22 protein-coding genes, 1 tRNA gene and 1 pseudogene are annotated in these 26412 nt (G+C 45.3%); 23 read left to right on the top strand and 1 reads right to left on the bottom strand.

Going from position 1 to position 26412, the window contains the following annotated elements; all coding sequences use genetic code 11:
• Positions 1–857: 857 nt before the first annotated feature.
• From H8704_RS12290 to H8704_RS12350, 13 genes are all read left to right on the top strand, one after another.
• Positions 858–2105 (top strand): hypothetical protein, encoded by a 1248-nt coding sequence (locus tag H8704_RS12290; protein WP_249298451.1) that lies wholly within the window; start codon positions 858–860, stop codon positions 2103–2105.
• A 71-nt stretch (positions 2106–2176) separates the two neighbouring features.
• The gene (locus tag H8704_RS12295; RefSeq protein ID WP_022464005.1) at positions 2177–2653 is read left to right on the top strand and encodes a DNA-deoxyinosine glycosylase; all 477 of its coding nucleotides are present in this window, start codon (positions 2177–2179) and stop codon (positions 2651–2653) included.
• A gap of 123 nt (positions 2654–2776) precedes the next feature.
• A complete protein-coding gene (locus H8704_RS12300) occupies positions 2777–4498 on the top strand; it encodes a putative DNA modification/repair radical SAM protein (protein ID WP_249298452.1) in 1722 nt (573 codons plus the stop codon).
• Positions 4499–4617: 119 nt separating this feature from the next.
• On the top strand, positions 4618–5403 hold the full coding sequence (locus H8704_RS12305; RefSeq protein ID WP_022464007.1) for a TIGR03915 family putative DNA repair protein: 786 nt from the start codon (positions 4618–4620) through the stop codon (positions 5401–5403).
• A gap of 181 nt (positions 5404–5584) precedes the next feature.
• Complete coding sequence (locus tag H8704_RS12310) at positions 5585–6028, top strand: Hsp20/alpha crystallin family protein (protein WP_022464008.1); 444 nt, start codon at positions 5585–5587, stop codon at positions 6026–6028.
• 285 nt (positions 6029–6313) lie between these two features.
• Entirely contained in the window at positions 6314–7471 is a 1158-nt protein-coding gene (locus tag H8704_RS12315) for an exonuclease SbcCD subunit D (protein ID WP_249298453.1), read from the top strand.
• Positions 7458–10625 carry an AAA family ATPase gene (locus tag H8704_RS12320; RefSeq protein WP_249298454.1) on the top strand — a complete coding sequence of 1056 codons (3168 nt, stop codon included), beginning with the start codon at positions 7458–7460 and terminating at the stop codon, positions 10623–10625. The genes H8704_RS12315 and H8704_RS12320 overlap by 14 nt, the downstream gene beginning before the upstream one ends.
• A gap of 101 nt (positions 10626–10726) precedes the next feature.
• Positions 10727–10797 (top strand) — tRNA-Gly (locus H8704_RS12325).
• Between the two features lie 61 nt (positions 10798–10858).
• A complete protein-coding gene (gene fabV, locus H8704_RS12330) occupies positions 10859–12046 on the top strand; it encodes an enoyl-ACP reductase FabV (RefSeq protein WP_249298455.1) in 1188 nt (395 codons plus the stop codon).
• A 387-nt stretch (positions 12047–12433) separates the two neighbouring features.
• Positions 12434–13042 carry a cytidylate kinase-like family protein gene (locus H8704_RS12335; RefSeq protein WP_022464012.1) on the top strand — a complete coding sequence of 203 codons (609 nt, stop codon included), beginning with the start codon at positions 12434–12436 and terminating at the stop codon, positions 13040–13042.
• A gap of 22 nt (positions 13043–13064) precedes the next feature.
• Positions 13065–13889: an SIR2 family NAD-dependent protein deacylase gene (locus tag H8704_RS12340; protein ID WP_249298456.1), complete on the top strand. Its 825-nt coding sequence runs from the start codon at positions 13065–13067 to the stop codon at positions 13887–13889.
• Between the two features lie 196 nt (positions 13890–14085).
• Positions 14086–15543: a glutamate--tRNA ligase gene (gene gltX, locus H8704_RS12345; protein ID WP_118679379.1), complete on the top strand. Its 1458-nt coding sequence runs from the start codon at positions 14086–14088 to the stop codon at positions 15541–15543.
• An 89-nt stretch (positions 15544–15632) separates the two neighbouring features.
• The gene (locus H8704_RS12350) at positions 15633–17549 is read left to right on the top strand and encodes an ATP-dependent helicase (protein WP_249298457.1); all 1917 of its coding nucleotides are present in this window, start codon (positions 15633–15635) and stop codon (positions 17547–17549) included.
• 29 nt (positions 17550–17578) lie between these two features.
• On the opposite strand, the pseudogene H8704_RS14555 reads toward H8704_RS12350, so the two are convergent.
• Positions 17579–17740 (bottom strand): annotated as a pseudogene (locus H8704_RS14555) (hypothetical protein); the annotation flags it as partial.
• Positions 17741–18037: 297 nt separating this feature from the next.
• Between H8704_RS14555 and H8704_RS12355 the strand changes: the two are divergent.
• The 10 genes from H8704_RS12355 to H8704_RS12400 all read left to right on the top strand — a co-directional run bounded on the left by H8704_RS12355 (position 18038) and on the right by H8704_RS12400 (position 26379).
• The gene (locus H8704_RS12355; RefSeq protein ID WP_408611200.1) at positions 18038–18268 is read left to right on the top strand and encodes a pro-sigmaK processing inhibitor BofA family protein; all 231 of its coding nucleotides are present in this window, start codon (positions 18038–18040) and stop codon (positions 18266–18268) included.
• A gap of 59 nt (positions 18269–18327) precedes the next feature.
• Positions 18328–18876, top strand: coding sequence for an A24 family peptidase (locus tag H8704_RS12360; RefSeq protein ID WP_249298459.1), 549 nt, complete (start codon positions 18328–18330; stop codon positions 18874–18876).
• 19 nt (positions 18877–18895) lie between these two features.
• Complete coding sequence (locus tag H8704_RS12365; protein WP_249298460.1) at positions 18896–19801, top strand: P-loop NTPase family protein; 906 nt, start codon at positions 18896–18898, stop codon at positions 19799–19801.
• A gap of 86 nt (positions 19802–19887) precedes the next feature.
• Positions 19888–21063: a CpaF family protein gene (locus H8704_RS12370; RefSeq protein ID WP_118679385.1), complete on the top strand. Its 1176-nt coding sequence runs from the start codon at positions 19888–19890 to the stop codon at positions 21061–21063.
• Positions 21050–21769 (top strand): type II secretion system F family protein, encoded by a 720-nt coding sequence (locus H8704_RS12375; RefSeq protein WP_249298461.1) that lies wholly within the window; start codon positions 21050–21052, stop codon positions 21767–21769. The genes H8704_RS12370 and H8704_RS12375 overlap by 14 nt, the downstream gene beginning before the upstream one ends.
• 25 nt (positions 21770–21794) lie before the next feature.
• Complete coding sequence (locus H8704_RS12380) at positions 21795–23180, top strand: hypothetical protein (protein WP_249298462.1); 1386 nt, start codon at positions 21795–21797, stop codon at positions 23178–23180.
• A 30-nt stretch (positions 23181–23210) separates the two neighbouring features.
• Positions 23211–23396, top strand: a complete 186-nt coding sequence (locus H8704_RS12385; RefSeq protein ID WP_022464023.1) for a Flp1 family type IVb pilin — start codon at positions 23211–23213, stop codon at positions 23394–23396.
• Positions 23377–25035 carry a DUF5702 domain-containing protein gene (locus tag H8704_RS12390; protein WP_249298463.1) on the top strand — a complete coding sequence of 553 codons (1659 nt, stop codon included), beginning with the start codon at positions 23377–23379 and terminating at the stop codon, positions 25033–25035. The genes H8704_RS12385 and H8704_RS12390 overlap by 20 nt, the downstream gene beginning before the upstream one ends.
• Before the next feature lie 221 nt (positions 25036–25256).
• Entirely contained in the window at positions 25257–25955 is a 699-nt protein-coding gene (locus H8704_RS12395) for a hypothetical protein (protein ID WP_249298464.1), read from the top strand.
• A 1-nt stretch (position 25956) separates the two neighbouring features.
• A complete protein-coding gene (locus tag H8704_RS12400; protein ID WP_118679357.1) occupies positions 25957–26379 on the top strand; it encodes a hypothetical protein in 423 nt (140 codons plus the stop codon).
• Positions 26380–26412: the final 33 nt, after the last annotated feature.

The raw sequence follows: 26412 nt of genomic DNA on the forward strand, positions 1-26412 counted from the left end.
ATGGCTTCCCGTCAATTTTCCGACGGGAAAAAGCTGGAGAAGCAGGAGCAGTTTCAGTTATTGGAGGGGTTGGAGTGGTTCTTTCAGTATAAGGAGGGAAAGTCTGTGCCGGATGACCTTACATTTGGAATGCAGTTGATTTCGACAAGTAAGTAATACAATCAGAAGAATGTGTGGGATATAGCGGCATGGATAGATCGTTATGGGAGTGTCGCATTCCCTTTCTATTGCATTTTTCCCATATCATTTTTCTTTGATAAAGTAAGTGGCATTCCTCCATACATTGCATATTCTTCATAAGCCTCTGATTTGTCACCGCCAACAAAGTTGTAATACTCTTTAAAGGAAAGCGGATATATTTTGACAGCTCTGCCGGATCACGGTATTGCGTAAACATATCGTCATCAAGAGGAATTTAAAGGATCTGATCTTCATTAATTCCCTGTGAAATTAGATAATCATGATAGAGATAGAATAGTAAATAGCTTTTGCCATATCTTTTGATACCGGTTATCACCTTAATGAGACCGTTCTCTTTTTTGTCGATCAATCTTTGTAAATAAGTGTCTCTTTTTATCTCGTTCATGATTTAACTGCCTTTCGTTTAAAACTTAGGGGCATTTTCTCCTGACTTTTAAATGAAAAGACAGATTGTGTGCCGGTTTTATAAAAAATTCAACATCACATGCAACATTTTGAAAACAAAAGACACATATCCATGTGTGAAGTGCAAGGTGGTGGCATTGCAAAAAATCTGTTTTTTGCAACATTTGAGGTAAAACGGTGTCTATATAAGTAGGGGGGATTAGATGAGGAGAGATTGTCTATTTATATGTAAGCGGAGAAATTTTGCTGCTTTGTTTATAGTAATCGTGATGTGTGCTGCCAGTATACATGTGATGGCAAATAACAGTGTCAAAGCGGAAGAAACTGTAGATGAGCCTGTCAGAGAAGAAACGGTGAGAGAACTTCAAAAGCTGGAAGGGAAGCTGACAGTAAAGAACGAAGCTGCCGAGAGAGCCGGGTTGCAGGAAGCTGTAGAGGAGCAGGCGGCCGGAAAGAAAAACAGCGTTTCTTTACAGGAGGCATATCGGGTGAAATTATTGAAGAATTTCTGGCTGACCGGGTATCTGGAGGGCGGAGAGCTGGCAGATCATGTATCCGGCAAGATTCAATGGAAGGTACCGTATCAACAGCATAATGGGGAAGCCGGGATTATGACATTTGCTCTTCGGGAGCATGCTTATGTCCGGCTGGGGGAATCCTCCGGGGAGAAGCAGGAACAAATACCGGCACCGAAAAAGGAGATCGCCCGGATCATTGCAAAGGCTGGGATTACATCGGAGGATATTGATAAAGCAGAGTATTATTATTCTCAAATGTACAGTCTGGTTCTTATTGATATAAAAACACAAGACAGAGAGTTTGTTATTCCATATGCGGAATTCCCGGAAAAAATGAAGTCAACAGATCAGGGAGAGCAGATCCTGAATGGGCAGATATATGAGATTTCCGACTTTATGAATGAAATGAATCAGATTTTTGATGAGAAATATTTACAGGACCATCCGGAGGAAGTAACAGGGATGTATTATCGGAGGGATACGATGGCAAAAAAGAAATGGGTTATAGTAGGAATTTTTGGAGTGATTGTTTTATTTTTTGTGGTAAATACCATGACCATGAAAGGATATTGCTACACTGTCAGCTATCCGGGAGGGGAAATGATTTTCCTGAAGAATGGAAAATGCTATGTTGGTCTTCCCGGTTCGGAGAAACGTTCAAAGCTTACCGGCAGAAGTTATGACGGACGTCCCACAAGTCTTTCGGATGCGGATGAGGTCGAGGATACCTATTCCACATTTCTTGGGACTATTGTCTCGGTGGACAAGGGACGATGGATCGGTGTGCATTGCATCAACCGTTATTTCCTGATACAATGCAGTGGATATGACAAACCGGACAATAAGAAATTTGATTTTTATCAATATATCTTGGGAAAACCGTATTTTGTGTTTAAAAATAATGGAGAGAAGGATGACTATCCACAGGAATTTATTGAGAAATCAAAGGAAAGTAATCTAGGCTTGCCGGTTCAGAAATAAAATAAAAATATGTTTTATAAATTTAGGCTCTGTGGTTTTGTTGACTGCAGAGCTTAGGAAAGGTTCATATTATGATACAACATCCCATAGCACCGGTTTACGACGAGCATTCTAATATTTTAATTCTGGGAAGCTTTCCCTCTGTGAAATCCAGAGAGCAGGGCTTTTTTTACGGTCATCCACAAAATCGTTTCTGGCGGGTACTCGCTGCGGTGTATGGAAATCAGGTGCCACAGACTGTTGAGGAAAAGAAAGCATTTTTACTGCAGAGTGGTGTGGCGGTCTGGGATGTGATCGCATCCTGTGAAATTCAGGGGTCGGCAGACAGCAGCATTAAGGACGTAGTACCGACAGATCTGAGCGGGATTCTGGCGCAGGCACCGGTTCGTCGGATCTATGTCAACGGGAAAAAGGCGGAGCAGTTGTATCGGAAATATCAGCAAAAACAGACGGGGATCGAGGCGGTCTGCCTGCCATCTACCAGTCCTGCCAATGCCGCCTGGAGCCTGGATCGGCTTGTGGAGGCATGGCAGGTGATACGGGAGTGATTTCTTATTTCGGCGAACAGACTGCTCCGCATCATCCATCTTTTTCCTCTTGACACAGACCTGAGGCAAGTGTATTATAATAGAACAAATGTTCGGAATATATGTTTGAGAGGAGATGATAAAATGATCTTTGCGGAGCATGCGTCTCTGGAGGAGAAGCTGCGGATATTATCTGATGCAGCGAAGTATGATGTCGCCTGTACCTCCAGTGGAGTTTCCCGGAAGGGGAAGGATGGACAGATAGGGAACACCAGTGCGGCGGGAATCTGTCACAGCTTCTCAGCGGATGGGAGATGCATTTCTTTGTTGAAGATTTTATTTACCAATGAATGTATCTATAATTGCAAATATTGTATTAACCGTGTGACGAATGATGTTCCCAGAGCGACGTTTACCCCGGAGGAGGTTTGTGAGCTGACGATGGAGTTTTACCGGAGAAATTATATAGAAGGTCTTTTTCTGAGCTCCGGGATCATACAGTCAGCGGATCATACGATGGAGCTGATCTGTCAGACACTTCACGACCTGCGGACGATTCACCGGTTCCATGGCTATATCCACTGCAAGGCGATACCGGGGGCTTCCCCGGAGCTGGTAGAGCTGGCGGGGTGGTATGCGGATCGTATGAGTGTGAATATGGAGCTTCCTACGGCAGATGGACTGCGTCAGCTTGCTCCCAATAAAGACCGCCGGCAGATCCTGACGCCTATGCGCCAGATTCAGTCAGGTATGGAGGAGAGCAGGCAGGCACTTGGGATGAAGGGGGGGAATCGCAGTGCTTACTGGCATACCAGCCGCAGACTGGGGAGAAGCATGCCGGATGGAATCAGCCGCAGGGAGGACGCACCGAAGCTTGCAGGTCTGCAGGACATATCGGGTGGAGCAGGACAGGGAGAAGGGGCCACAAAGCCGAAGGAGCATGGCATATTGGGTAGAGTAGATTATAGCAGGACTACATCGGAGGCGGCGGGATTGACTGGGACATCCGCCAGAGATTGTCAGACACGGGGGATAGGGAAGCAGGGGGGCTTGCAGAAGGAGCCGGAGGTCCGGCAAGGGCAGAACGACAGTAAAGATATTACCGGAGAGACGGCAGGCCGGCAGAGGGCTGTAACGGATGATCTGTACCTCCCTTCTTCTGTCAAAGCCACAGGACTGACACAGTGGCGGCATTATGATACGAACCGCGGATTTGTACCAGCCGGTCAGAGTACACAGATGATCATTGGTGCCGGAGGAGAGAGTGATTATGAGATCATGTCTGTTTCAGAGGCGCTATATCAGAGATTTGATCTGAAGAGAGTGTTTTATTCTGCTTTTATCAATGTGAATCAGGATGCCTCTCTTCCGGCTTTGGAAAGCGGTCCTCCTCTGCGGCGGGAGCATCGGTTGTATCAGGCAGACTTTTTGCTTCGGTATTATGGCTTTGAGGCCGGGGAGTTATTGTCACCGTCCAGACCTAATTTCAATATATTTCTTGATCCGAAATGCGACTGGGCATTGGGACATATGGAGTCTTTTCCGGTAGAGATTAACACCGCGGATTATAATACGCTGCTGCGGGTGCCGGGAATCGGCGTAAAGTCCGCCAGCCGGATCGTGAAAGCGAGAAGGACAGGTTCCCTGGACTACTCTCATCTTAAAAAAATGGGAGTGGTATTAAAGCGGGCTGTGTATTTTATCACATGCAATGGCAGGATGATGTATGACTTTCTGAAGGTAGACGAGGATTTTATCACGAGACGGCTGGTAGGGGAAGAAAAGGAGCTGCAGAGATATTATCAGCAGAGTCAGATTCATTATCAGCAGTTGTCACTGTTTGATTTTGTGGCAGATGCAAATTAGTGTAGCAGATGTTTGGCTTGATTTATGGATTATGAGATAAGCATTGTATTTAGGAATTTGTATGTTTATATCGTTTGTTGTGGTGCAGATGGCGGAGAAAGGGAGGTTATCAGGGAACAATGAAGGAGACGAGAATATACCGGTGTGACGATACTCCGGAGGCCATCTTTACGGCGGTTTATGATGCGGGCAAATCTGCATATGGCCACGACCATATCCGGCTGGAGGTAAATATGCCGGAGGCAGAACAGAATTACACATTATTTTCTGAGTATGTGGATGTGGTGCCGGATCCGGATAAGATGACGAAGGTGCTTCGTACCGTCCGGCGTCAGATCTCGCAGCAGGCATATGAATATATTATGGTGGCAGCGGGAAGCCGCCAGCCGGATAAGGCAGACGTGATCTATCATTTTATTGTATATGGTTTTGCGCTGGGCAGTAAGGTGACGGAGGCGCTTCACATTCCATGTGTCCAGAGGATATTTGAGATTTACCGTAAAGCAAGGAATGAGGCACACTATTTCCTGGAGTTTATACGGTTTGAGGAAATATCCTGGCAGGACCATCCTGTATTGTATGCGGTGATCGAACCGGAGAATGAGGTCATCGATATGGTTGCAGACCATTTTACAGATCGTCTGAATCCGGAATGGTTCATTGTTTATGATAAAAGTCATGGAAAAGCAGCGTTTCACAATCCCGGCAGAAGATGGTACATGCGCCAGCTGGAGCAGAGGGAACGTCAGGTGTTAGATGAGCTGGAGCATAGTGGTGGTCAGGAGTACGCCGATCTGTGGAAGGCATTTTTTGACAGTATTGCAATTAAGGAACGAGAGAATTCAGGTCTGCAAAGAACCAATCTGCCGTTGCATTATCGGAAGCATATGACAGAGTTTCATTAGGAGTTCACAAAATTTTCACAAAAAATGTTAGCACTCACTCTTGACGAGTGCTAATAAAGGTGGTATAACATATTACAGAACAAGGGAAGAGGTAATTAGGAAGTCAGGAATGACTGGGACTTCATCCTACTTGCTCTGAGAAGAACAGTTCAATAAGGTTTGATTGAAGGAGGAATGACTTATGTTGATGCCTAGTATTTTTGGAGAAAATTTATTTGATGACTTTTTTGATGATTTCGCAAGACCAATGAATGTGATTCATTATGCAAACCCGACACCAAGTGCCATGAAGACCGATGTGAAAGAGACAGATGCCGGTTATGAACTTGATATTGATCTGCCGGGTTATAAGAAGGAAGATGTAAAAGCAGAGCTTAAGGATGGTTATATGACCATTAGTGCCGAGAAGAAATCTGAGGACGGCGAAAAGGATGAGAAGAGTGGTAAGTACCTGCGCCGTGAGAGATATTATGGAAGCTGCAGCCGTAGCTTTTATGTAGGCGAGGATGTGACAGAGGAGGATATTAAAGCGAAGTTTGAGGATGGTATCCTGAAGATCTCTGTTCCAAAGAAAGATCCGCAGCCTGCAGTGGAGCAGACAAAAACCATAGCCATTGAAGGATAAAGATTAAAATAAGTGCAAATAAGTTAAATAAACCATCGCTTTCATATGTGTGCCCCTGTGAGAGTTTTATAACTCCCACAGGGGTTTTTGATTTTTTGCCCCTTACAAATTCTATGTAAGTGAACAATCCCGCAAGTGAGGAGAACCGGAGCTCTTTCGAACCTTTTGCCGAAGTGTTGCGAATTTGTGGTACAATGTGTATAAATGCACCTGTGAGTGAGAAAAAGAGGAGTTTTTTTCCGAAGCGTTGTAAATTCACGATAATTAAAAAGGAGAAAATGGAGTATGAAATTTTTGCATTTGGGAGATCTGCATCTGGGAAAGTCTCTGGGAGATTTTGACCTGATCAGGGATCAGAAATATATACTGGATCAGATATTGGAAATTGTAAAAAATCAGTCCGTTGATGCGGTACTGATTGCGGGCGATGTATACGACAGAGCAGTTCCGAGTGAAGCGGCGACAAGGCTGTTGGATTACTTTTTGTGCAGTCTTGCGGAGTCCGGCGTTATGACATTTATGATCAGTGGGAATCATGATTCGGATGAACGTCTGAATTATGGAAGTGATCTGTTTGAAAAGAATCAGATTTATATTTCAGCAAAGTATGAGGGGAACTTGTATAAAAAAACAGTAACGGATGATTATGGGGAGATAGACATTTATCTTCTTCCGTTTGTAAAAGCGTCGCAGGTAAAGCATTTCCTGCCGGATGCCGGGATTGAGAATTATGATGATGCGGTGAGGGAGGTTCTGGAGCAGGCAGAGATTGACAGGACACGCAGAAATGTGATAGTGACACATCAGTTTGTGACCGGAAAGTCAGAGGAGCCGGTGACCGGTGGATCAGAAGGCGTTGGTGTGCAGAGTGTCGGTCTTGTGGAAAAAATCGGTTATGACTGCTTTGACGCATTTGATTATGTAGCTCTGGGACATATTCATTCGCCTCAGAAAATAGGGAGAGAGGAGGTCCGGTATTCGGGTTCTCCATTAAAATACTCCCTGAGTGAGGTTGCGAACGACAAATCGGTTCCGGTGATCACGATAAAGGAGAAGGACAAAACATCTGTCGAGCTAATTCCGTTAAAGCCTATGAGGGATATGCGTCATATCAAAGGAAAGCTGGAGCAGCTTCTCAAAACAGAAAATGTAATCGAGACGGAGGATTTTATTTACGCAACCCTTACGGATGAGGATATGGTAAATGATGTCATGGGGATTTTTCAACAGATTTATCCCAATACCGTTAAGATTGATTATGATAATTCCCATACGAAACAGATTGAGCAGGTGGACATTTCAAAAATTGCGGAGAACAGATCCTTTGGGGAGCTTATCGGTGATTTTTACAATAAAATTTATGGCTGCGAGATCAGTGAAGAAGAGATGGATATTATGCGAATGGTGGCAAGAGAGGCAGGTGTGATGGATGAAGCCGATTAAATTATTGATCAGTGCGTTTGGACCTTATGCGGACGAAATGCCGGAGATTGATTTCAGACAATTTGAGGATAAAGGACTTTTTCTGATTTCAGGAGATACCGGAGCGGGAAAGACTACGATATTTGATGCCATATGCTTTGCTCTCTATGGAACTACCAGTGGAACATATAGAGATACGAAAAATTTAAGAAGTGAATATGCCGGGGAGGGCACTGACAGTTATGTGGATTTTTATTTTTCTCATCAGGGGAAAGAATACCATGTGAAACGCCAGCCTGCTTATGAGAGACCGAAGAAGCGTGGCACAGGTGTGATCACGGAAAATGAAAAAGCCGTTTTTCAGGAGCAGGGACAGTCACCGGTTGAGGGAGTGAAACAGGTCAATGCTGCAGTGGAGGAGTTGCTGCATATTAATGACAAGCAGTTTAAGCAGATTGCAATGATCGCACAGGGAGAGTTCTGGGAGCTGCTCAATGCAAAAACAGAACAGAGAACGGAGATTCTCCGTACAATTTTTATGACAGATCCATATAAAAATATTGAATACAAGCTGAAGGATCGTATGAATCATAGCTTTGGCATAAAAAATACGGCAGAAAACAGTGTGATCCAGTATTTTGGAGATGCGGTGGCAGAAGAAGAAGGGGAGCTTTCTGAACTTCAGGAAAGAGCGAAGGGATCCGGAAGTGCATGGAATATTGATGAAATGGTGGAGCTGTTAGACAGGCTGACAGATTCAGACAAGGCAAAATATTGTGAGAAACAGGAAGTATTAAAAAGTGCAGAGAGAGACTTAAAAGCATGTCAGGATACTCTGGCTATGGCAAAGACGAATAATGACTTTATTGCCCGGAGAGAAGTACTGAGAAAGGAACAGAAGGAGCTTACAGATCAGAAAGCGGAAATGGAAGCTCTGGAAAAAAGGCTGATGCGCCAGAAGACGGCGACGCGGGGCGTATATCCGGCATATACAACATGGAAGTCCAAAGAGCAGGAGATTCAGAATACGCAGGAGGAAATCCTGTTGAAAATGCAGGGGCTGGAAAAAGCGCAGAATAAAGCGCAGGAATCCACAAAAGTCTGGGAAACTGCACAGAAAAGGCGTCCGGAGGCAGAGAAGCTACAAAAGAAGGCGGACAAGCTTCAGGAGCAAAAATTAAAATATCAGCAGAGAGATGAGTTGTTGGCGGCGCAGGTGACATTAAAACAAGCGCAGAGAGAGCAGGCGCAGGCGGAGACAGAGCTGAAAGCGCAGGCAAAAGAGCTGGAATGTCAGATCGGGAGTTGGAAAGAACAGGTTGCATCACAGAAGGAAAAGCCGTCAGAGCTTGCTCTGGCACAAAATGAAAAGGAAAAACTGGATACTCTTTGGAATAATATCGACGATATTTTGGAAGAGCAGCTCCCAAAGTGGGAACAGCAGCAGAAAGATCTGTCCCAAAAACAGGACATATTCTGTGTGGCTCGTGAGAAATATGAAGAGATTCATACGAAAAGAGAGGCGGCAGAGAGGATTCTGGAAAACTGCCGGGCCGGGATTCTGGCAGAGCATCTGGAGGAGGGGCAAAAGTGTCCTGTGTGTGGTTCACAGCATCATCCGGAGCCGGCAAGCCTGCCGGAGCAGTTTATTACAGAGGAGCAGTTTAAGAAGCTGCAAAAGCAGGAAGAAGAGAGGCAGCAGCAAAAGCAGGCGGCAAATACCGAGGCGGAAAAGTCAAAGACGGCGCTGCAGGGACTGGAAGTCCGGCTTCGGGAGAAAATCACCGGCTGTCTGGAACATCCGCTCTTAGACGGGCCGGTACAAGAGGGTACACTGGAGGATATGATAAAGCAGCTTCGGGAAGCGGAGAGTTTTGTGCGGAGAAAGTCACAGGAAAATGAAAATACAAGGACAGCATTAGCCCAGATTTGTGCAGAGCTGGAAAAAACACAGGATCTGCTGGAAAAGGCACAGGGGGAGGACACGGAACGGCTCAAAAATGCGGGGGAGCAGTTAAATACCAGAAAGCAGGAAACACTGACAGCAGTTGCGGAAGTGGAAGCAACCTTAAAAACATTGGCAGAACTGCCATTTGAAGATTGGAAAACGGCAGAGAATGAAGTGAAAAAGGCAGCGCAGGCGGCAGAAGATATTTTAACGGAAATTAGTGAAGCGGAGCGGCAGAAAAAGGAAGCAGATCTGGCGGTGGCTTCATTACAGGCATCCCTGACAACGCAGAATGAGACGTTGCAAAACCAGCAAAAGCTGGAGAAAATATATAAAGAACATTTAGAGACGGCAGTGCGGGAACAGAAATTTGCTTCTTTGGATGAAATGCTTTCCTATGTGACGGAGGAAGAGGCGATTGCCGGATCGGAGGAAACGCTCAGCGGGTACCGGCAGAAGTGCAGTACAAATCATACGCAGCTTGAGCAGGCAGAGCGGGATGCGGAGGGGAAAGCATATGTGGATATGGATGCCCTTAACGAGGCGTGTCAGGAGAAGGAAAGGGCGGTGCAGGAGCTTCGCAGAGAGGTCAATGTCATTGAAAACCGCATTAATATCAATACAGAGAAACGGATAAATATCGCAGCACAGAAAGAGACAATGGAGACAGCGGGCAAGGAATATGAGCATTGCCGCAAACTGTATAATTTGGTAAAGGGAACCACGGGAAATGGCAAGATTACATTGGAGCAGTATATTCAGGCGGCGGGCTTTGACGGCATTATTGCAGCGGCGAACCGGCGTCTGCTCCCGATGAGTGACGGGCAGTATGAGCTTTACCGGCAGGATTCTGTGGGCAAAAAAAGCAATAATTTTCTAGATCTGGAGGTGCTTGATAACTATACCGGTCATCGGAGACCGGTGGGAAATCTTTCCGGAGGGGAGAGCTTCAAGGCATCTCTCAGTCTGGCTCTGGGCTTGTCGGATACGGTCTCCTCAAATCTGGGAGGTATTCAGATGGATGCACTGTTTGTGGATGAAGGCTTTGGAACTCTGGACCGCAAATCCATGGATAATGCAATGGACAGTCTGACTGGTCTTTCAAGTGCCAATAAACTGGTGGGCATTATTAGTCATAGAGAGGAACTGATGGAAAATATTCCACAGCAGATCAAGGTAAAAAAGACAAAGGATGGCAGCAGCATTACCATAGAAAACGGCATATAATCGGCATGAAATATGACGAGGGAACATTAAAAAATTTCATTATTTGACAAACACAGGCATAATGTATAAAATAGTAAGGAGCAGCAGCTTGATGCTTCTGTGCAGGATTAGTACATCGGTAGTATATCAGCTTCCCAAGCTGAGGAGGCGGGTTCGACTCCCGTATCCTGCTTGACACGATTCGCAGGATTCTTAGGAGTTCTGCGTTTTTTTAACGAATGGAGGATTATTTCATGGTAATTGAACCAAAGGTAAAGGCATTTATCTGTACTACGGCACATCCGGCGGGATGTCGTGCGGCAGTACAGGCACAGATTGATTATGTAAAGGCACAGCCAAAGACGGAGGGACCGAAAAAGGTGCTGGTGATCGGCTGTTCCATGGGATATGGACTTGCTTCACGTATTGCGGCAGCATATTCATGTGGAGCAGATACACTGGGGATTATTTTTGATAAGCCGGCAAAGGGCAAGAGAACGGCGACGGCAGGCTGGTACAACACGGCAGCATTTGAGGAGATTGCCACGGCAGACGGTCTGTATGCAAAAACTCTGAATGGAGATGCATATTCGGCAGAAATGAAGGAGCAGACCATTGAGACTATTAAAAAGGATCTTGGTCAGGTGGATATGGTGATCTACAGTATTGCGGCACCGCGTAGAACGGCACCGGATGGAGTGACCTACAAGTCTGTTCTCAAGACCACAGGAGAGTCCTATACCAATCGCACCATTGATCTGAGAAACAATCAGCTCATGGAAGCAACAATTGAGCCGGCGACAGACGAGGAGATCCAGAACACCATCAAGGTTATGGGCGGTGAGGACTGGATACTCTGGATTAAAGCATTGAAGGAGGCTGGCGTTCTTGCGGATGGTGCAAAGACCGTGGCATATTCTTATATTGGACCGGAGCTGACCTATCCGATTTACAAGGAAGGCTCTATCGGACAGGCAAAGAAGGATCTTTATGCTTCCGCAGACAAGATCCAGGCAGAGATTGATGGGGTTGAGGCATATGTTTCTGTGAATAAGGCAGTGGTGACACAGTCCAGTGCGGCGATTCCGATCGTGCCTCTTTATCTGGCGATCCTGTTTAAGGTCATGAAGGAGCAGAAGGTGCAGGAGGGCTGTATTGAGCAGATGTACCGTATGATCCATGACCGTCTCTGCAATGGCGGAGCTGTTGTGACGGATGAGAACCGCCTGATCCGTATGGACGATTGGGAGATGGAGCCAAAGGTACAGGAGGCAGTGGCTGAGATCTGGCAGAAGATCGATCAGGACAATCTCGAGGAGGTTACTGATCTGGAGGGATACTGGCGGGAGTTCTATGAGATCTTTGGATTCCGGATCGACGGTGTGGATTACGGTGCCGATGTGGACGCAGATGTACAGATTCCAAGCATAGCAGCAGAGTAGAGAAATAATCGTGCAATTATTTTGATTACGGATTTGCGACACGTCATTATTTATTATAAGGAAAACGGAATAAAATTTAACAGGATGTATGTATGAGATGTTTCGTTACAGAAACAATCATACATACATTTTTTCGTCTCTGGGAAAAAAGTGGAAATCCAACTACAATTATAAAGCGGTTACTGGATAATAAATCCAACAAAGTAGAAATGTAGTATAGAAAATATTCCCAAATCACAATAAAAATATTGGAGATATTTCACAAAAAATTATAAAAATATATTAAAATCCTTGTGAAAATAACCAAAAAGGTGTATACTGAAAATAGATGTAAAACATTTTATGCAATCTGCAACGGGTTGGAGCGGAACAAAAGGGGGTCTTGATATGAATAAAGTAATTACTATCAGCAGACAGTATGGCAGCGGGGGGAGAGAAGTTGGACAGAAGCTGGCAGAGCATTACGGGATTCCGTTTTATGACAATGAGCTGATCACACGGGCGGCGAAGGAAAGCGGCTTTGCAGAGGAGACGTTTGCAAGAGCGGAGGACAAAGCGACCAACAGCTTGTTGTATTCCCTTGCTATGGGGATCAATGTGTATGGCAATCAGGATTTTGGCTTTTCGGGCTTAAGTCTGGATGACCGTATTTTCCTGGCACAGTCGGATGTGATCCGAAAGGTGGCAGACGACGGGCCATGCGTGATCGTTGGCCGATGCGCAGATTATGTATTGAAGGAGAGAACCAATACATTCAATGTCTTTGTACAGGCTTCTCTTGATTTCCGACTGAAACGTGTTGTGGAGAATTACGGAGAAAGCGAGAAGAAGGCAGGAGAGATTATTTTAAAGAACGATAAGCGCCGTGCAAACTACTATAATTATCATGTGGGTGAGAAGTGGACGAATCTGACCAACTACGATATGGTTGTCCGCAGTGATATTGCCGGTATTGATAAAGCGGTGGAGAGTATTTGCACTTACCTTGGCGAGTAACAGCAACAAAGGGGGACGTGTTATGGAGAAGATAGCAGAAAGAATTAAGGAGATCATTGATAAAAGTGGCAATATTGTGGTTTTAAGCGGCCTGAATGTCATGAGGGAGACTGGGTTAAATGGTGTTCGTGCAGAGCATCTTGCCTATGAGACAGAGGAAAAGTACGGCTATGCCAATGAAGAGATCATTTCGTCCGCATTTTATGCAAGGCGCAGTGAGATCTTTTATGATTACATTAAAAATGTCACGATCAATAAGGAAACAGCAGAACCGACGATTGTTCACAAGGCGATCCGTCAGCTGCAGCAGAAGGGAAAGGTGCCTCGTATTATTACATACACGGTGTATGGGCTTTATGAGAATGCGGGGTGCGAGAATGTACTGGATATTCATGGATCTATTCAGAAAAATAAATGTCCCGCATGTGGTAAAATTTTTGATATGAAATACATCAAGGACTCAGTGGGAGAACCGCTTTGTGATGCCTGTAAAGTGCCGATCCGGCCGGGATTTCTCCTTCTGGGAGAGCGTGTGGATAACGGGAAAATGTCTGAGGCATGCGATGATATTGAAGCGGCAGATGTCCTTTTTGTAATTGGATTTGGCATTCGGGAGTCGCTGTGTCAGCATCTGCATAAATATTACAAAGGTAACAAGCTGATTCTTGTCAATACGGAGGAGAAGCTGGGAGATGAGCGTGCCGATTACAGGATATATGGGAAGATCAGTGAGATTGTTCCGTATATTACCGGGTATGATCCGGATGCTGTGTTTGAGGAGCCGGATGAGGAGTTGGAGGTGGCGGCAGCCATGGAGAAGGAGACGGAGACGGCAAAGAATTCATAAAAAATTAAATCGAAATTTCGAAAGAATTAAGAGCCGGGAAGGTTGCAAAACAAACGAAAACGGTTTACAATTAATCTCTGTCCGGAGTTTTTTGGACGGAGATTTTCTTTTGCCTGCCGGCAGCAGTCAAGTCGGTCCGGCAGAGAAATGATTGATGGATAACAGACAGAGAATGAAAAATGTGGAGGATTGTGAGATGAGCAAGGTTAGAACAAGATTTGCGCCAAGCCCGACAGGCAGAATGCATGTGGGAAATTTAAGAACAGCATTATACACATATTTGATCGCAAAGCATGAGGGCGGCGATTTTGTACTTAGAATAGAAGATACCGATCAGGAGCGTTTTTTTGATGAGGCGCTGGAGATCATTTACCGTACACTGGACAAGACAGGCCTGAAGCATGACGAGGGTCCGGACAAGGATGGCGGCTATGGTCCGTATATTCAGAGTGAGCGTTGCAAGAGCGGTCTTTATATGAAATATGCAAAGGAGCTGATCGAGAAGGGGGAGGCATATTACTGCTTCTGTGATAAGGAGCGGCTGGAGTCTCTCAAGCAGAATATCGGCGGTAAGGAGATCGTAGCGTACGACAAGCATTGTCTTCATTTGACCAAGGAGGAGATTGAGGCAAACTTGGCAGCGGGAAAGCCTTATGTTATCCGTGCCAATGTACCAAATGAGGGTGTGACTACATTCCATGATGAGATATACGGAGATATTTCCCAGCCGAATGAAGAGCTGGATGATATGATCCTGATCAAATCAGACGGATATCCAACTTACAATTTTGCCAATGTTATTGACGATCATCTGATGGGAATTACACATGTAGTACGTGGTAACGAGTATCTTTCCTCTGCACCGAAATATACCAGACTTTATCAGGCATTTGGATGGGAGGAGCCAAAGTATATCCATTGTCCGTTGATCACCAATGAGGAGCACCAAAAGCTCAGCAAGCGAAGCGGTCACTCTTCCTATGAGGATCTGATCGAGCAGGGATTTTTGTCTGAGGCAGTTGTAAATTATGTAGCGCTTCTGGGATGGAGTCCGACAGACAACCGCGAGATTTTCAGTCTGGAGGAGCTGGTAGAGAATTTTGATTACCACCATATCAGCAAATCACCGGCAGTTTTTGATATTGTAAAGCTGAAATGGATGAATGGTGAATATATCAAGGCGATGGATGATGAGGCATATTATGAGCATGCGCTTCCTGTGATCAAAGAGGTGATCACAAAGGATTATGATCTCAAGAAGATTGCTGATCTGGTTAAGACGCGTATCGAGATATTCCCGGAGATCAAGGAGAAGATTGACTTCTTTGAGGAGCTTCCGGAGTACGATATCGCAATGTATACACACAAGAAGATGAAGACCAACAGCGAGAATTCTCTGCAGGTATTAAAGGATATGCTGCCGCGTCTGGAGCAGCTGGAGGATTACAGCCATGAGGGTATCGAGGATGTCTGCAAGGCGTATATTGCAGAGAAGGAGATCAAGAACGGCGTATGCCTGTGGCCTCTACGTACAGCAGTTTCCGGTAAGCAGATGACACCGGGCGGTGCATATGAGATCATTGAGATCATTGGCAAGGACGAGACGATTGCCCGCGTTAAGAAGGGAATTGAGCTGTTGGAAGCAGCCGTTTAGAGTTTTTGAGGTGCGGTTGGTGCAGAAAGAGGTATATCACATATTGGATTTCAGACCGAAGCACATGGGGAAGTGGCGGAAAGGCTTATATGGAGTTAAATGATGCACAGAAAAAGGCGGTCTCTCATTTCGAGGGACCGATGATGGTCCTGGCGGGTCCGGGCTCTGGTAAAACCAGAGTCATTACCCACCGGGTCCGTTTTTTAATAGAGGAAAAGGGAGTCAATCCCTCAAATATCTTAGTGATTACATTTACAAAGGCAGCGGCCGTGGAGATGCGGGAACGCTACCGGCAGATGGCACCGGCATATAGTGCGCCGGTTTCTTTTAGTACATTTCATTCTATTTTTTTCACAATTTTAAAACATGCGTATCATTATAAGGCAAGTAATATTATCCGGGAAGACATGCGTCGTCAGCTTTTGAAGGAGATTGTGGACGAGACGGACATTGAGATACAGGATGAAAACGAATTCCTTAATGATCTGGGGTCTGAGATCAGCCGGGTGAAAGGCGGGAGGATGGATCTGGCTCATTACTATTCTCCGAATTGCCCGGGAGATACCTTTCGACGGATCTACGAGAAATATCAGAATGGTCTGGCAAGAAAACGGCTTTTGGATTTTGATGATATGCTTGTATACTGTTATGAGCTTCTGGATCAGCGTCCGGATATCCGCCGGATGTGGCAGAGACAATTTCCGTATATTCTCATTGATGAGTTTCAGGACATCAACCAGGTACAGTATGACGTGGTCAGGCTGTTGGCGCAGCCTCACAATAATCTGTTTATTGTGGGGGATGATGACCAGTCGATCTACGGATTCCGTGGGGCGCGTCCGGATATTATGCAGAGCTTTGTAAAGGAATATTCACCGGAGATATGCAAGTTAAATATAAATTATAGGAGCAAAGGCGAGATCATTGCTCTGGCGGGTCGTGTGATCGGACACAATAAGAATCGTCTGGCGAAAAAGATCATAGGGACGGAAAAAGATTTTGTGGCGGGTTCTGCTGTGCGTGTGCAGGAATTCCAGGGGATGACCGAGCAGAATGAGAAGATCCGGGAGGAGATTCTTTCGTACCGCAATCAGAAGATCCCATACCGGGAGATGGCGGTGCTTTTTCGTACCAATACGCAGGCGAGGGCCATTAGTGCCAAGCTGAAGGAGTATAATATTCCTTTTGTGATGAAGGAAATGGTACCAAATCTTTATGACCACTGGATCGTGCGGGATATTCTGACGTATATCCGGGTGGCAATGGGCAACCGGGAGCGGGCAAATGTTTTGCGGATCATTAACCGGCCCAAGCGTTATGTTCATAGAAATGCATTGACGGAGCCTTATATTGATCTGAAGGAATTGGAGCTTTTTTATGAGGATAAGGACTGGATGGTGGACCGGATCGTGAATCTCCGGGCAGATCTGGGACTGATCGCAGATATGCGTCCCTATGCAGCGGTCAATTTTATCCGCCGGGGTGTGGGATATGACGATTATATCCAGGAATATGCGGAATATCGTGGGATTCGTGCGGCTGATATGTACGAGATTCTGGACGAGCTGCAGGAGGCATCCAAGGGATTTAAAGATTTTGAAGAGTGGTTTGAATATATCCGCAGCTATGGCGAGGAACTAAAAAAGCAGAGCGAAAAAAGCCGTCAGTCGGACAATGGACAGCCGGAGGATGCGGTGATGCTTATGACCATGCATGGATCAAAGGGGCTGGAGTTTGAGTGCGTTTTTCTTCCGGATGTCAATGAGGGGATCACACCGTATAATAAAGCGGTGCTCACAGAGGATATTGAGGAGGAGCGCCGGATGTTTTATGTGGCAATGACCCGCGCCAAATCGCATCTTCACATTTATTATTTAAAGGAACGGTTCAGCAAGGAGGTTTCCGTTTCAAGATTTGTAGGGGAAATGCTTGGAACGCCCGGCACAGAGGCTGTAGTTTCTTCGGCAGCAGCCAGCTCACGCATTTCCTTTAAAAGAAAACGATAGCGCACATTTGCGGCGTTCATTTCATATATATATCGGTCAATGAGATCCGGCTCATTTGTGTTCTGGAGCCCCAGCCAGGCATCATTGATAGCCTGCTGACAATCTCTAATCGCTTTTTTGAGAAAATCCTTTCGTTTTGGAGGGATTTTCTTTTTGTTTTTCCATACTAATTGAATCATAATCATCCTCATTTCTGTTAGTGGCTTGAACCATGCATCATATTATATGTTAAGTATAGACACGCTCTTTTCAAAATATACGCAGTTTGTCCTATGTTTTGGAAAAATATTTAGATTTCGTATTGCGCCAGGAACGGTCATATGGGATTGGGACGTGCATATATTTTACAGAGAAGGAAATGAAGTGGGCTTACTCACCTTGTTCTTAAATGACAGTTGCTATTTTGAAAATATGAGAGGTGTCGTGTCAGAAACGGCATATGGGAGGAAATTGCATTGTATAAAGCGGCATTTTTGGTTTTGGTTATTATGTTTTTAGTTTGCATATGGCGAAATATGGGAAGGGTGCTAATGAATGCAGTCATCAGGTGCCTGTTTTGCCTGATCTGCGTCTATTTATGTAACGGCATGATCCAGTATTGTGGGGGAAATATTGCCGTCAAAATTAACGAAATTACGGTATGTGTTTCGACACTTTTGGGGATAAGTGGAGTGGCGGGACTTTATGTGTTACAGTTATTTTTTACAATTCACGGATAAAAATTTGGGAGATTTGCACAGATTTTTGACGTTTGACAGCCTCCGGTGCGGGTGTTATAGTGGGCGACACCAAAGCGAAGGGAGGTGATGTGATCGACGTTGTTGCAATGACCATATTATGGATCCTTAGCTCTGTCAGCGATCTGCGCGAGTATCAAATACCAAATGATCTGATCCTGGCGGGGTGGCTGGCGGCGTTGGTCTGCCGTCTGTATATACAGGGGATTTACGGAATGGGAGCCGGGATCTGCTGTATTGTGGCAGGAATCCTTGTATTACTGCCGGTGTATGGTGTCCACGGAATGGGAGCCGGGGATATCAAGCTTTTATCGGTGGTTGGTGCAATGTATGGGATGAAATTATGGATACAGACAGGGATCGTGTTTGCGCTTCTGGCGGCATTGTTTTCTTTTGTCTATATGTTGATAAATCGTCTTTTTGTGAATCGAATGCGCTATTTTTTTCACTTTGTGATTTTAGACCACAAAAAATCGTATTATGATGCGACGAGGGACGGCAGATCCATGGTGATCCCGTTAGCTCCGGTAATGGCTCTGGCATACTATATGGTTTTTTTCTGCCGGTTATCCGGCGGAATGAAGGGTTAAATATGACAGGGGGGATTTTTTGAACAAGTTATTGGTGGCTTTATATGATACACAGGGATATATGAAAGCCTTAGCAGAATATTTTGGAAAAAAGAATTTTTTGCTGGCCAGCCGGCTTTTTACTAAAGCAGAAAGTCTGAATGATTTTTTGAAGGAAAGGCAGCCGGATGTACTGCTTTTGGGACAGGATGTGGATCGGACAGGTCTGAAACATCTGGACCATGTAAAGCAATTGGTTATTTTGTCGGAGGGAAACTGTGTGTCAGAGGGCAGGGAAGACTATCCCCTGATCTTCAAATATCAGTCTGCAGAAAATATTTTAAAGGAAATCTTTGCCATTCTGGAGGAAGGCACTCCGAAGGAGTCAGGGATTGCAGGGAAAATGTGTGGCCGGATGGAGATATGGGGCATCTATCATCCATATCAGGCACCGCTGACGATGCAGCAGATCTGTCCGGAGCAGGGAGATTCCGGCAAAAGATGTTTGCGGATCAGTATGGAGCTTTTGGGTGGGGAGGAATATAAGGATTTGTCCGGAGATGACCGCGGACTGTCGGAGATTATTTTTTATCTGAAACAAAAAAATGAGAGGCTGGCGTTAAAGCTTCGGCAGCTGGTGCAGCAGAGCAATGGAATGGATCATATCCGCCCGGTAACCGATTTCCGAGATCTTTACAGTTTGTGCCGGGAGGATGTGGACAGGCTGTTGACCGTGATTTCCGGCGAGACAGGCTATGAGAGGGTAATCTTTGATATTGGCTTTTTGACAGATACGGCATTATATCTGTTGTATTGCTGTGATCGTATATATATTCCGAAAGCACAGAGCTTGTGGGAGGAGAAGCAGGCAAATAGTCTGGAAAGGCTTCTGGTAAAAGAGGGATTGGAAGAGGTGCTGGAAAGTATTCGCTATATTGCAGTATAGGGAGGAGCATATGTATGGGAGAAAAGCATTTGGAACAAATCCAGCAGAAGATTCAGGAGGAGCTGTTGGCTGAACTGGAGCAGGGGATGAGTTTTTCCGATGAGGAAATGCGTGATGAAATTGAATTACGCGTCCTAAAATATGGACAGATTGAATATCTGACGATCGAAGAAAAGCTGGAGCTTGCCAAGAAAATATTTAATTCCATTCGAAGGCTGGATGTTTTGGAGGAGCTTTTGGAAGATCCGGATATTACAGAGATTATGGTCAATGGTCCGGAGCATATTTTTATCGAAAAGGATGGGAAGCTGATGGACTCCGGGAAAAAATTCCAAAGTCGCAGCAAGCTGGAGGATGTGATCCAGCAGATCGTGTCAAAGGTAAACCGGGTCGTAAATGAAGCTTCGCCCATTGTGGATGTGCGGCTGCTGGATGGCTCCAGAGTGAATGTGGTGCTGCCGCCGGTTGCGTTAGACGGACCGGTTATGACAATCCGGAGATTTCCGGAAACGCCCTTTCATATGGACAAGCTGTTGGAGCTGGGGAGCATTACACAGGAGGCTGCGGATTTTCTGCGGACACTGGTAGAGGCAAGGTACAATATTTTTATCAGTGGAGGGACAGGTTCTGGAAAAACTACTTTTTTAAATGTCCTTTCCAATTATATTCCGGTTACGGAGCGTATCGTGACTATTGAAGATTCCGCAGAGCTTCAGATCCGGAATGTTGCCAATCTGGTAAGGCTGGAAACAAGAAATGCTAATCTGGAGGGGAAAAATGCCGTGACGATCCGTGATCTGGTGCGTTCGGCCCTTCGTCAGAGGCCGGATCGAATTATTATTGGAGAAATTCGTGATGCGGCGGTGATTGAGCTTTTGAGTGCTATGAATACCGGACATGATGGAAGTATTTCGACAGGCCATGCCAACAGCCCCGCGGATATGCTTCGCAGAATGGAGACACTGGTACTCACCGGAATGGAGATTCCGCTGGCAGCAGTCCGCAGCCAGATTGCCTCTGCGATTGAAATTGTAGTGCAATTGGGAAGACTCCGGGACAAGTCCCGGAAGGTATTGGAAATTGATGAGGTTTGTGGGATTGACCAGGGGGAAATTGTTTTGCGGCCGCTTTATCAGTTCCGGGAGACAGAGAACAGCACCAGAGAGAGGGTGGAGGGAAGACTGATGACCACGGGGAATTCTTTATTGAATCGCAGAAAACTTGTTATGGCGGGAAAGGAGAGGACGGTTGAGATTTCGTAAGCGGCAGATAGATATGATCCGATCCGGGACAGAAATTTTTGTGCTTCTGATATTGTTTTACAGAAGTATGTTGTGGGTGGCAGTTTTGTGGATACCATTATTCTATCTGCGATATCGCCGTCTACGACTCAAATGGGAGGAGGAGAGGCGTTGGCAGCTGAATCTGGAATTTAAAGAAGGGCTTCAGGGGATTGCTGCGGCATTAAACGCCGGTTATTCCGTAGAAAATGCCATAGAAGAGAGTCGAAGGGATCTAAAGGTTTTGTATGGGCAGGAATCTCTGTTGTGCTGGGAATTTCAGATTATGCTGGAGCAGCTGCGGATGAATCGCCCTGTAGAACAGGTTATGGATGAACTTGCGGACAGAAGCAAGGTGGAGGATATCAAAAGCTTTGCAGAGGTATTTCGGACAGCTCGCAGATCCGGAGGAGATCTGGTATCCATAACCAGAGTCTGTGCAGAACGGATTGCAGAAAAGATAGAGGTCAGCAGGGAGATTCGTACTTTGTTTGCAGGAAAGCAGATGGAGGGGAAAATTATGAATGTGGTTCCTTTGGGAATAATATTTTATTTTTGGATCTGTTCTCCGGGATTTCTGGATTGCTTTTATGGAGGTATATGGGGACGGATTATGATGAGTATCTTTTTGGAAATATATATTGCGGCATATCTGCTCAGCGAGAAGATATGCAGAATTCGTTTTTAGTATAGAGGATAGAGAGGAGGAGGGGATGCAGAGGGGAAAATTGTTTTGCAAAAAAATCGAACAAAAAATAGGATCTCTGGCCTTTGGACTGCATCTTTTATGGCGGGTGCGACTTCATATCCCGTTTTCTCAGGACAGGATGAAGCAGTTGCAGATGCTTTGGCCGGGAAAATCGCCAAAAGAGCTGGAGGAAAGGGATGATTGCCGGAGGTTTACTTTATGGATTCTTCTCGTGATCGGTACTGTGTTTTTGACAGTCGTTGCGTGGGGTGGAGAGAGAGGTTCTCAGTATCTAAAGGGAAACGGTTATCTGGAACGGCGCGAGCCGGGAAAGGGACAGCAGAAGGCGAAGCTTCAGATAAGGGGACAAGGTGTACAAAAAAAGGTACAGATTGTTGTGCCGGAGAGAAAATATCGTCCGGAGGAGCTGCAGGCGAAATTGGAAGAAGGAAGAAATTATATTATCAAGAAATATCTGGGAGAAAATAAAACAGCAGAGAAGGTGACGAAGCCACTGTGTCTTGTGTCCGAAATAAAGGACAGTGCTATTAAGGTGAAATGGAAGCTGGATGGGGATGGTTATATTAACCGGGACGGAACATTAAATAACAGGACACTGTCTCAGAAAACAGAGGTATCTATTACGGCGTATATGGTATACGGGGATGTGAAGGAACCGGTGGAGTTGGAGCTTTTTATCTGTCCCGTTCAAAAGAGTTATGAGCAGAGGCTGTGGGAGAATTGGGAAAGCCGGCTGGAAGAGGAAAAAGAACGGTCGGCACAGCAAAAGGTACTGAAACTGCCACGGGAGGCAGCGGGAAGGAAGCTTTTCTACCGGGAGGTGAAAGAACGTTTCTGGTGTCGTGTGTTTCTTGCAGGAGGGCTGTTATGTATCTGCATTCCGTTTCTTTTGGATTATCAGACAGAGCAGGGGATAAAGAAAAGAGACCGGCAGTTACAGACGGAATATCCGGAAATGGTGGAGCGTTTTATCTTATTGCTGGGGGCCGGTCTGACCATACGGGGAACCTGGCTCAGGATCGCGGGGGAGTATGAAAGACGAAGGGCATCCGGAGAAATCTCATACAACTATTTGTATGAGGAAATGCTGTTGACGAGGAATGATATGGAAAATGGAAAAAGCGAAGCAGCGGCGTACACGTCATTTGGAAGACGGATTTCGATGCTGCAGTATATGAAATTCAGTACGTTATTGGTGCAAAACTTAAAGAAAGGTTCCGATGATCTGCTTCGGCGGATGGAGCTGGAAGCTGAGGATGCGGTCCGGATTCGGCGGGAGCTTGCAAAAAAGCAGGGAGAAGAAGCGGGAACAAAGCTTTTGCTTCCGATGATGCTGATGCTCGTGGTGGTGTTTGCAATAATTTTGACGGCAGCATTCCGGGCAATGTGATATGAAAACAAAGAAAGGATGGAAGAAAATATGAATATGATCAGAAAGTTTTGGAAGGATGAGGATGGCATAGGTGTTGTGGAGATTGTGTTGATTCTGGTAATTCTTGTGGCGCTAATTGTAATTTTTAAGGATAAAATTACATCAATTATCAGCAGCGCATTTTCACAGATTGATGATGGGGCAGGGACGATCAATGATGGTATCAGTATATAAGGAAGATGGAAGTATCACGATATTTATGACGTTTATTTTTCTGCTGTTGTTTGCGCTGACCGGAGCTGCATTGGACAGTGCCCGTTATTTTAGTTCCGGTGGTTATGTAAGGTCGTCTGCATATGGCGCAGACATTGCCATATATGGAGAATATAACCGGGAATTATATACGGAATATGGTTTATTTGGCTGCGGCGGTTTTAATGGAAAGGGGGAGAGTGACTGGCTGGATCGTTATCAGGAAATTTTGCAGGAAAATTTGCGGGAATGGCCGGATAAGCAGGAACAGGGTATTTTGCCCCGGAGATATGCATCGGTTTATCAGATTAATGATATCCGGACCGAACTGGAAGAGGTCCATTTTCTCACAGAAGAGAAATATTTTCGGCAACAACTGCGGAAGTGGATCGCGGCAGAGGGATTAAAGGATCTGGGAGGAGATCTGGTCAAACAGGTTTTGGGAACCAATCAAGGGAAAAAGGAGGAGCTGTTGAAGGATTTGGAGAAAACGGATTCTCTGGAGGAAACAAAAGAAGCAGAACAGGCAAAGAATTCCGTTGTGGATAAAGGAGTTCCGAATAATACCGGGCGGGGACAACAGAAGCCAACGGTTGAAAATCCATTGGAATTTCTCAGAAAATTGCTGCAGGATGGCGTGTTGTCTCTGGTTTGTGATACAGGGAGCCTATGTGAAAGAGAGATTGACACGCGGGAGGTTACGGGAGAGATGCAGGATGCGCAGGAAGGTCTGAAACCTAAGGGGACTCAAAGTTGGACTACAGGAAAATCCGGTTTGAAGATTCTGAAAAAGTTTTTGAAGCAGGAGGATTCCATGTGGAATGATGAAATGACAGTGGATTCCGGAAAAAAGGGTGAGCTTATTATTTATGTGACAAATATACTGGAATCTTATGTATCAGAACACAACGGAAGTGTACCCTATGGACTGGAATACCTGATCAGCGGTAAGAAAAGTCAGAAGGAAGCCTTTGGTGCGGTGATCAATCATCTGTTTTTGATCCGGACAATGACGAATTTTCTCTATGTGGAGAAAGATCCGGCACTTCAGGCGCAGAGTCTGGAAACAGCAACCGCTTTGGCTGCACCTTTGATGGCGGAAGCGTTTATTCCGGTTATTCAGAAAGGGATTTTGATGGTACTTTCTATGGAAGAGGCATGTGTCGATATTACAGCTCTTCTTCAGGGACGCCGGGTGCCGGTTTTTAAAAGCCGGGGAAGCTTTCAGATGCAGTATGCACAGATTTGTCTGGCAACTAGGAAATTATTTGTGAAAAAAGCGAAAAGCTTTCCAAAAGAAGGGGATAGGCTGATTGACGGAAATGGACGGATGGGGTTGGGATATACACAATACCTGTGGCTGATGCTTATGATGCAGTCGTGGGATGAATTGTATCAGAGGACGTTGGATATAGTGCAGTTTGATCTGCGGGAGCGGTTTAATCAGACCTTTACGCTGGATCATTGTATTTGCAGGACCGGGGTGGTGGTGACATATGATCTGCCGGTTTTATTTAACCGGCTTGTTGATGGGAAAAACTATAAAGATAGAATAAAAAGCAAAAATAGTACGACAGGTATGCTGAGCAGGCAAATTACTGTCACATATGGATACTCGTAAATAAAATATGCCGGGGGCTGTACAGGGCACTTTCTCAAACCTTCTTTTAGGAATAAACCTATAATAGTTCATAATGTTTTGGCAGAAGCCGCTTCCCCCTTTAATGAGAAATAAATAGAGCATTACGCAATTTCGTAAAAACTTGTCAATTGAAAAATCAGTATATACCAATAGAGAAAGTGCTCTGTATAGTCCCCGGCAATCGTGATAAGGATGAAAATATGAGATTTTTTGGAAAAAAGTGGTGCCAGGCATCTTATACGGTAGAGGCTGCATTTACAGTACCTCTGGGGTTTCTGGTTCTGTTCTCTTTAAGTGTTTTATTTACTTTGCTGATAAAAGGAAATAAGGTGCAGATGTCTCTTCTTCATACCGTACAGACATACGCAGTGACCGGAAGTAAAATGTCATCTGCAGCGGGGCTGCTTGAACAGGGTGTTTTGGTTCGTTGGAAGGAACAGGAAGGAACGAATTACTGTTATACCGGTTATTCGGAGAGTGTTCCGTTTTTGGGATCCAGATTTTTCCGTTTGCACCGATATCAGCAGATGGCGGTCACTGATTATTCCGGATGCAGCATGGTCTCGGATGAAGTGGCTGACTATTTTGTATATATTGCGGAAAATGGAAAGGTATTTCATCGGGATCGTGAGTGCACTTATCTCAGGATACGCATTCAGGAAAGTACCCCATATGTGCTGGAAAATAAGCGAAACCAGTCGGGAGGTATTTATTATCCTTGTGAGAGCTGCTGTCATGCAGAGGCACAGCCATCGGCAGCAATGGTATATTTCACATCGTATGGTGACAGATATCATATCCGGAAGGAGTGTTCTAAATTAAAGAGAAACGTAAGAGCAGTAAGGCGGTCAAAAGCAGGAAATTTATCGCCTTGCAGTAAATGTGGAGGTGGAGAGTGAAATGAATTCGGTATTTCATATAGGGCTGTTGACTATGCTTGGAATATGTGCGGTTATGGACTGTATGTATCGAAGGGTGTGGATGCCTTTGACCGGTATAATGCTTTGTTATACCGTTATAGCTGGCTTATTGACAAAGGGTGTATTGTGGCAGGGCTTGTTGTTTGGGATGGGTGTAGGAGTGTTTTTTTATGTGGCAGCTATTGTAACCGGAGGGCAGATTGGAAAGGCAGATGGAATTTTGCTCGGTATATTGGTGATGGCATGGCCGCCGTGGAACGGTGTATTGTTTATTGTATACAGTTTTTTATATTCGTTTGTGGCAGCAGTTCTTTTGGTGGCGATATGGCGTAAAGGGAGAAATACGAGGATGCCGATGGTTCCGTTTATGTGGCTTGGATATATTACGGTGTTGTGTTTATAAGTGGGAGGATATGATAGCTTGTATAATAAATTC

It is taken from the genome of Jutongia huaianensis (assembly GCF_014384985.1).
Lineage (GTDB): Bacteria > Bacillota > Clostridia > Lachnospirales > Lachnospiraceae > Jutongia > Jutongia huaianensis.

Coding starts and splice junctions, on each gene's coding strand:
- H8704_RS12355 (WP_408611200.1), top strand. CDS start 18,038: ATGTTTTTAGTTTGCATATGGCGAAATATGGGAAGGGTGCTAATGAAT.
- H8704_RS12390 (WP_249298463.1), top strand. CDS start 23,377: ATGATGGTATCAGTATATAAGGAAGATGGAAGTATCACGATATTTATG.
- H8704_RS12340 (WP_249298456.1), top strand. CDS start 13,065: ATGGAGAAGATAGCAGAAAGAATTAAGGAGATCATTGATAAAAGTGGC.
- gltX (WP_118679379.1), top strand. CDS start 14,086: ATGAGCAAGGTTAGAACAAGATTTGCGCCAAGCCCGACAGGCAGAATG.
- H8704_RS12370 (WP_118679385.1), top strand. CDS start 19,888: ATGAGTTTTTCCGATGAGGAAATGCGTGATGAAATTGAATTACGCGTC.
- H8704_RS12295 (WP_022464005.1), top strand. CDS start 2,177: ATGATACAACATCCCATAGCACCGGTTTACGACGAGCATTCTAATATT.
- H8704_RS12305 (WP_022464007.1), top strand. CDS start 4,618: ATGAAGGAGACGAGAATATACCGGTGTGACGATACTCCGGAGGCCATC.
- fabV (WP_249298455.1), top strand. CDS start 10,859: ATGGTAATTGAACCAAAGGTAAAGGCATTTATCTGTACTACGGCACAT.
- H8704_RS12320 (WP_249298454.1), top strand. CDS start 7,458: ATGAAGCCGATTAAATTATTGATCAGTGCGTTTGGACCTTATGCGGAC.
- H8704_RS12335 (WP_022464012.1), top strand. CDS start 12,434: ATGAATAAAGTAATTACTATCAGCAGACAGTATGGCAGCGGGGGGAGA.
- H8704_RS12385 (WP_022464023.1), top strand. CDS start 23,211: ATGAATATGATCAGAAAGTTTTGGAAGGATGAGGATGGCATAGGTGTT.
- H8704_RS12400 (WP_118679357.1), top strand. CDS start 25,957: ATGAATTCGGTATTTCATATAGGGCTGTTGACTATGCTTGGAATATGT.
- H8704_RS12310 (WP_022464008.1), top strand. CDS start 5,585: ATGTTGATGCCTAGTATTTTTGGAGAAAATTTATTTGATGACTTTTTT.
- H8704_RS12380 (WP_249298462.1), top strand. CDS start 21,795: ATGCAGAGGGGAAAATTGTTTTGCAAAAAAATCGAACAAAAAATAGGA.
- H8704_RS12395 (WP_249298464.1), top strand. CDS start 25,257: ATGAGATTTTTTGGAAAAAAGTGGTGCCAGGCATCTTATACGGTAGAG.
- H8704_RS12350 (WP_249298457.1), top strand. CDS start 15,633: ATGGAGTTAAATGATGCACAGAAAAAGGCGGTCTCTCATTTCGAGGGA.
- H8704_RS12300 (WP_249298452.1), top strand. CDS start 2,777: ATGATCTTTGCGGAGCATGCGTCTCTGGAGGAGAAGCTGCGGATATTA.
- H8704_RS12315 (WP_249298453.1), top strand. CDS start 6,314: ATGAAATTTTTGCATTTGGGAGATCTGCATCTGGGAAAGTCTCTGGGA.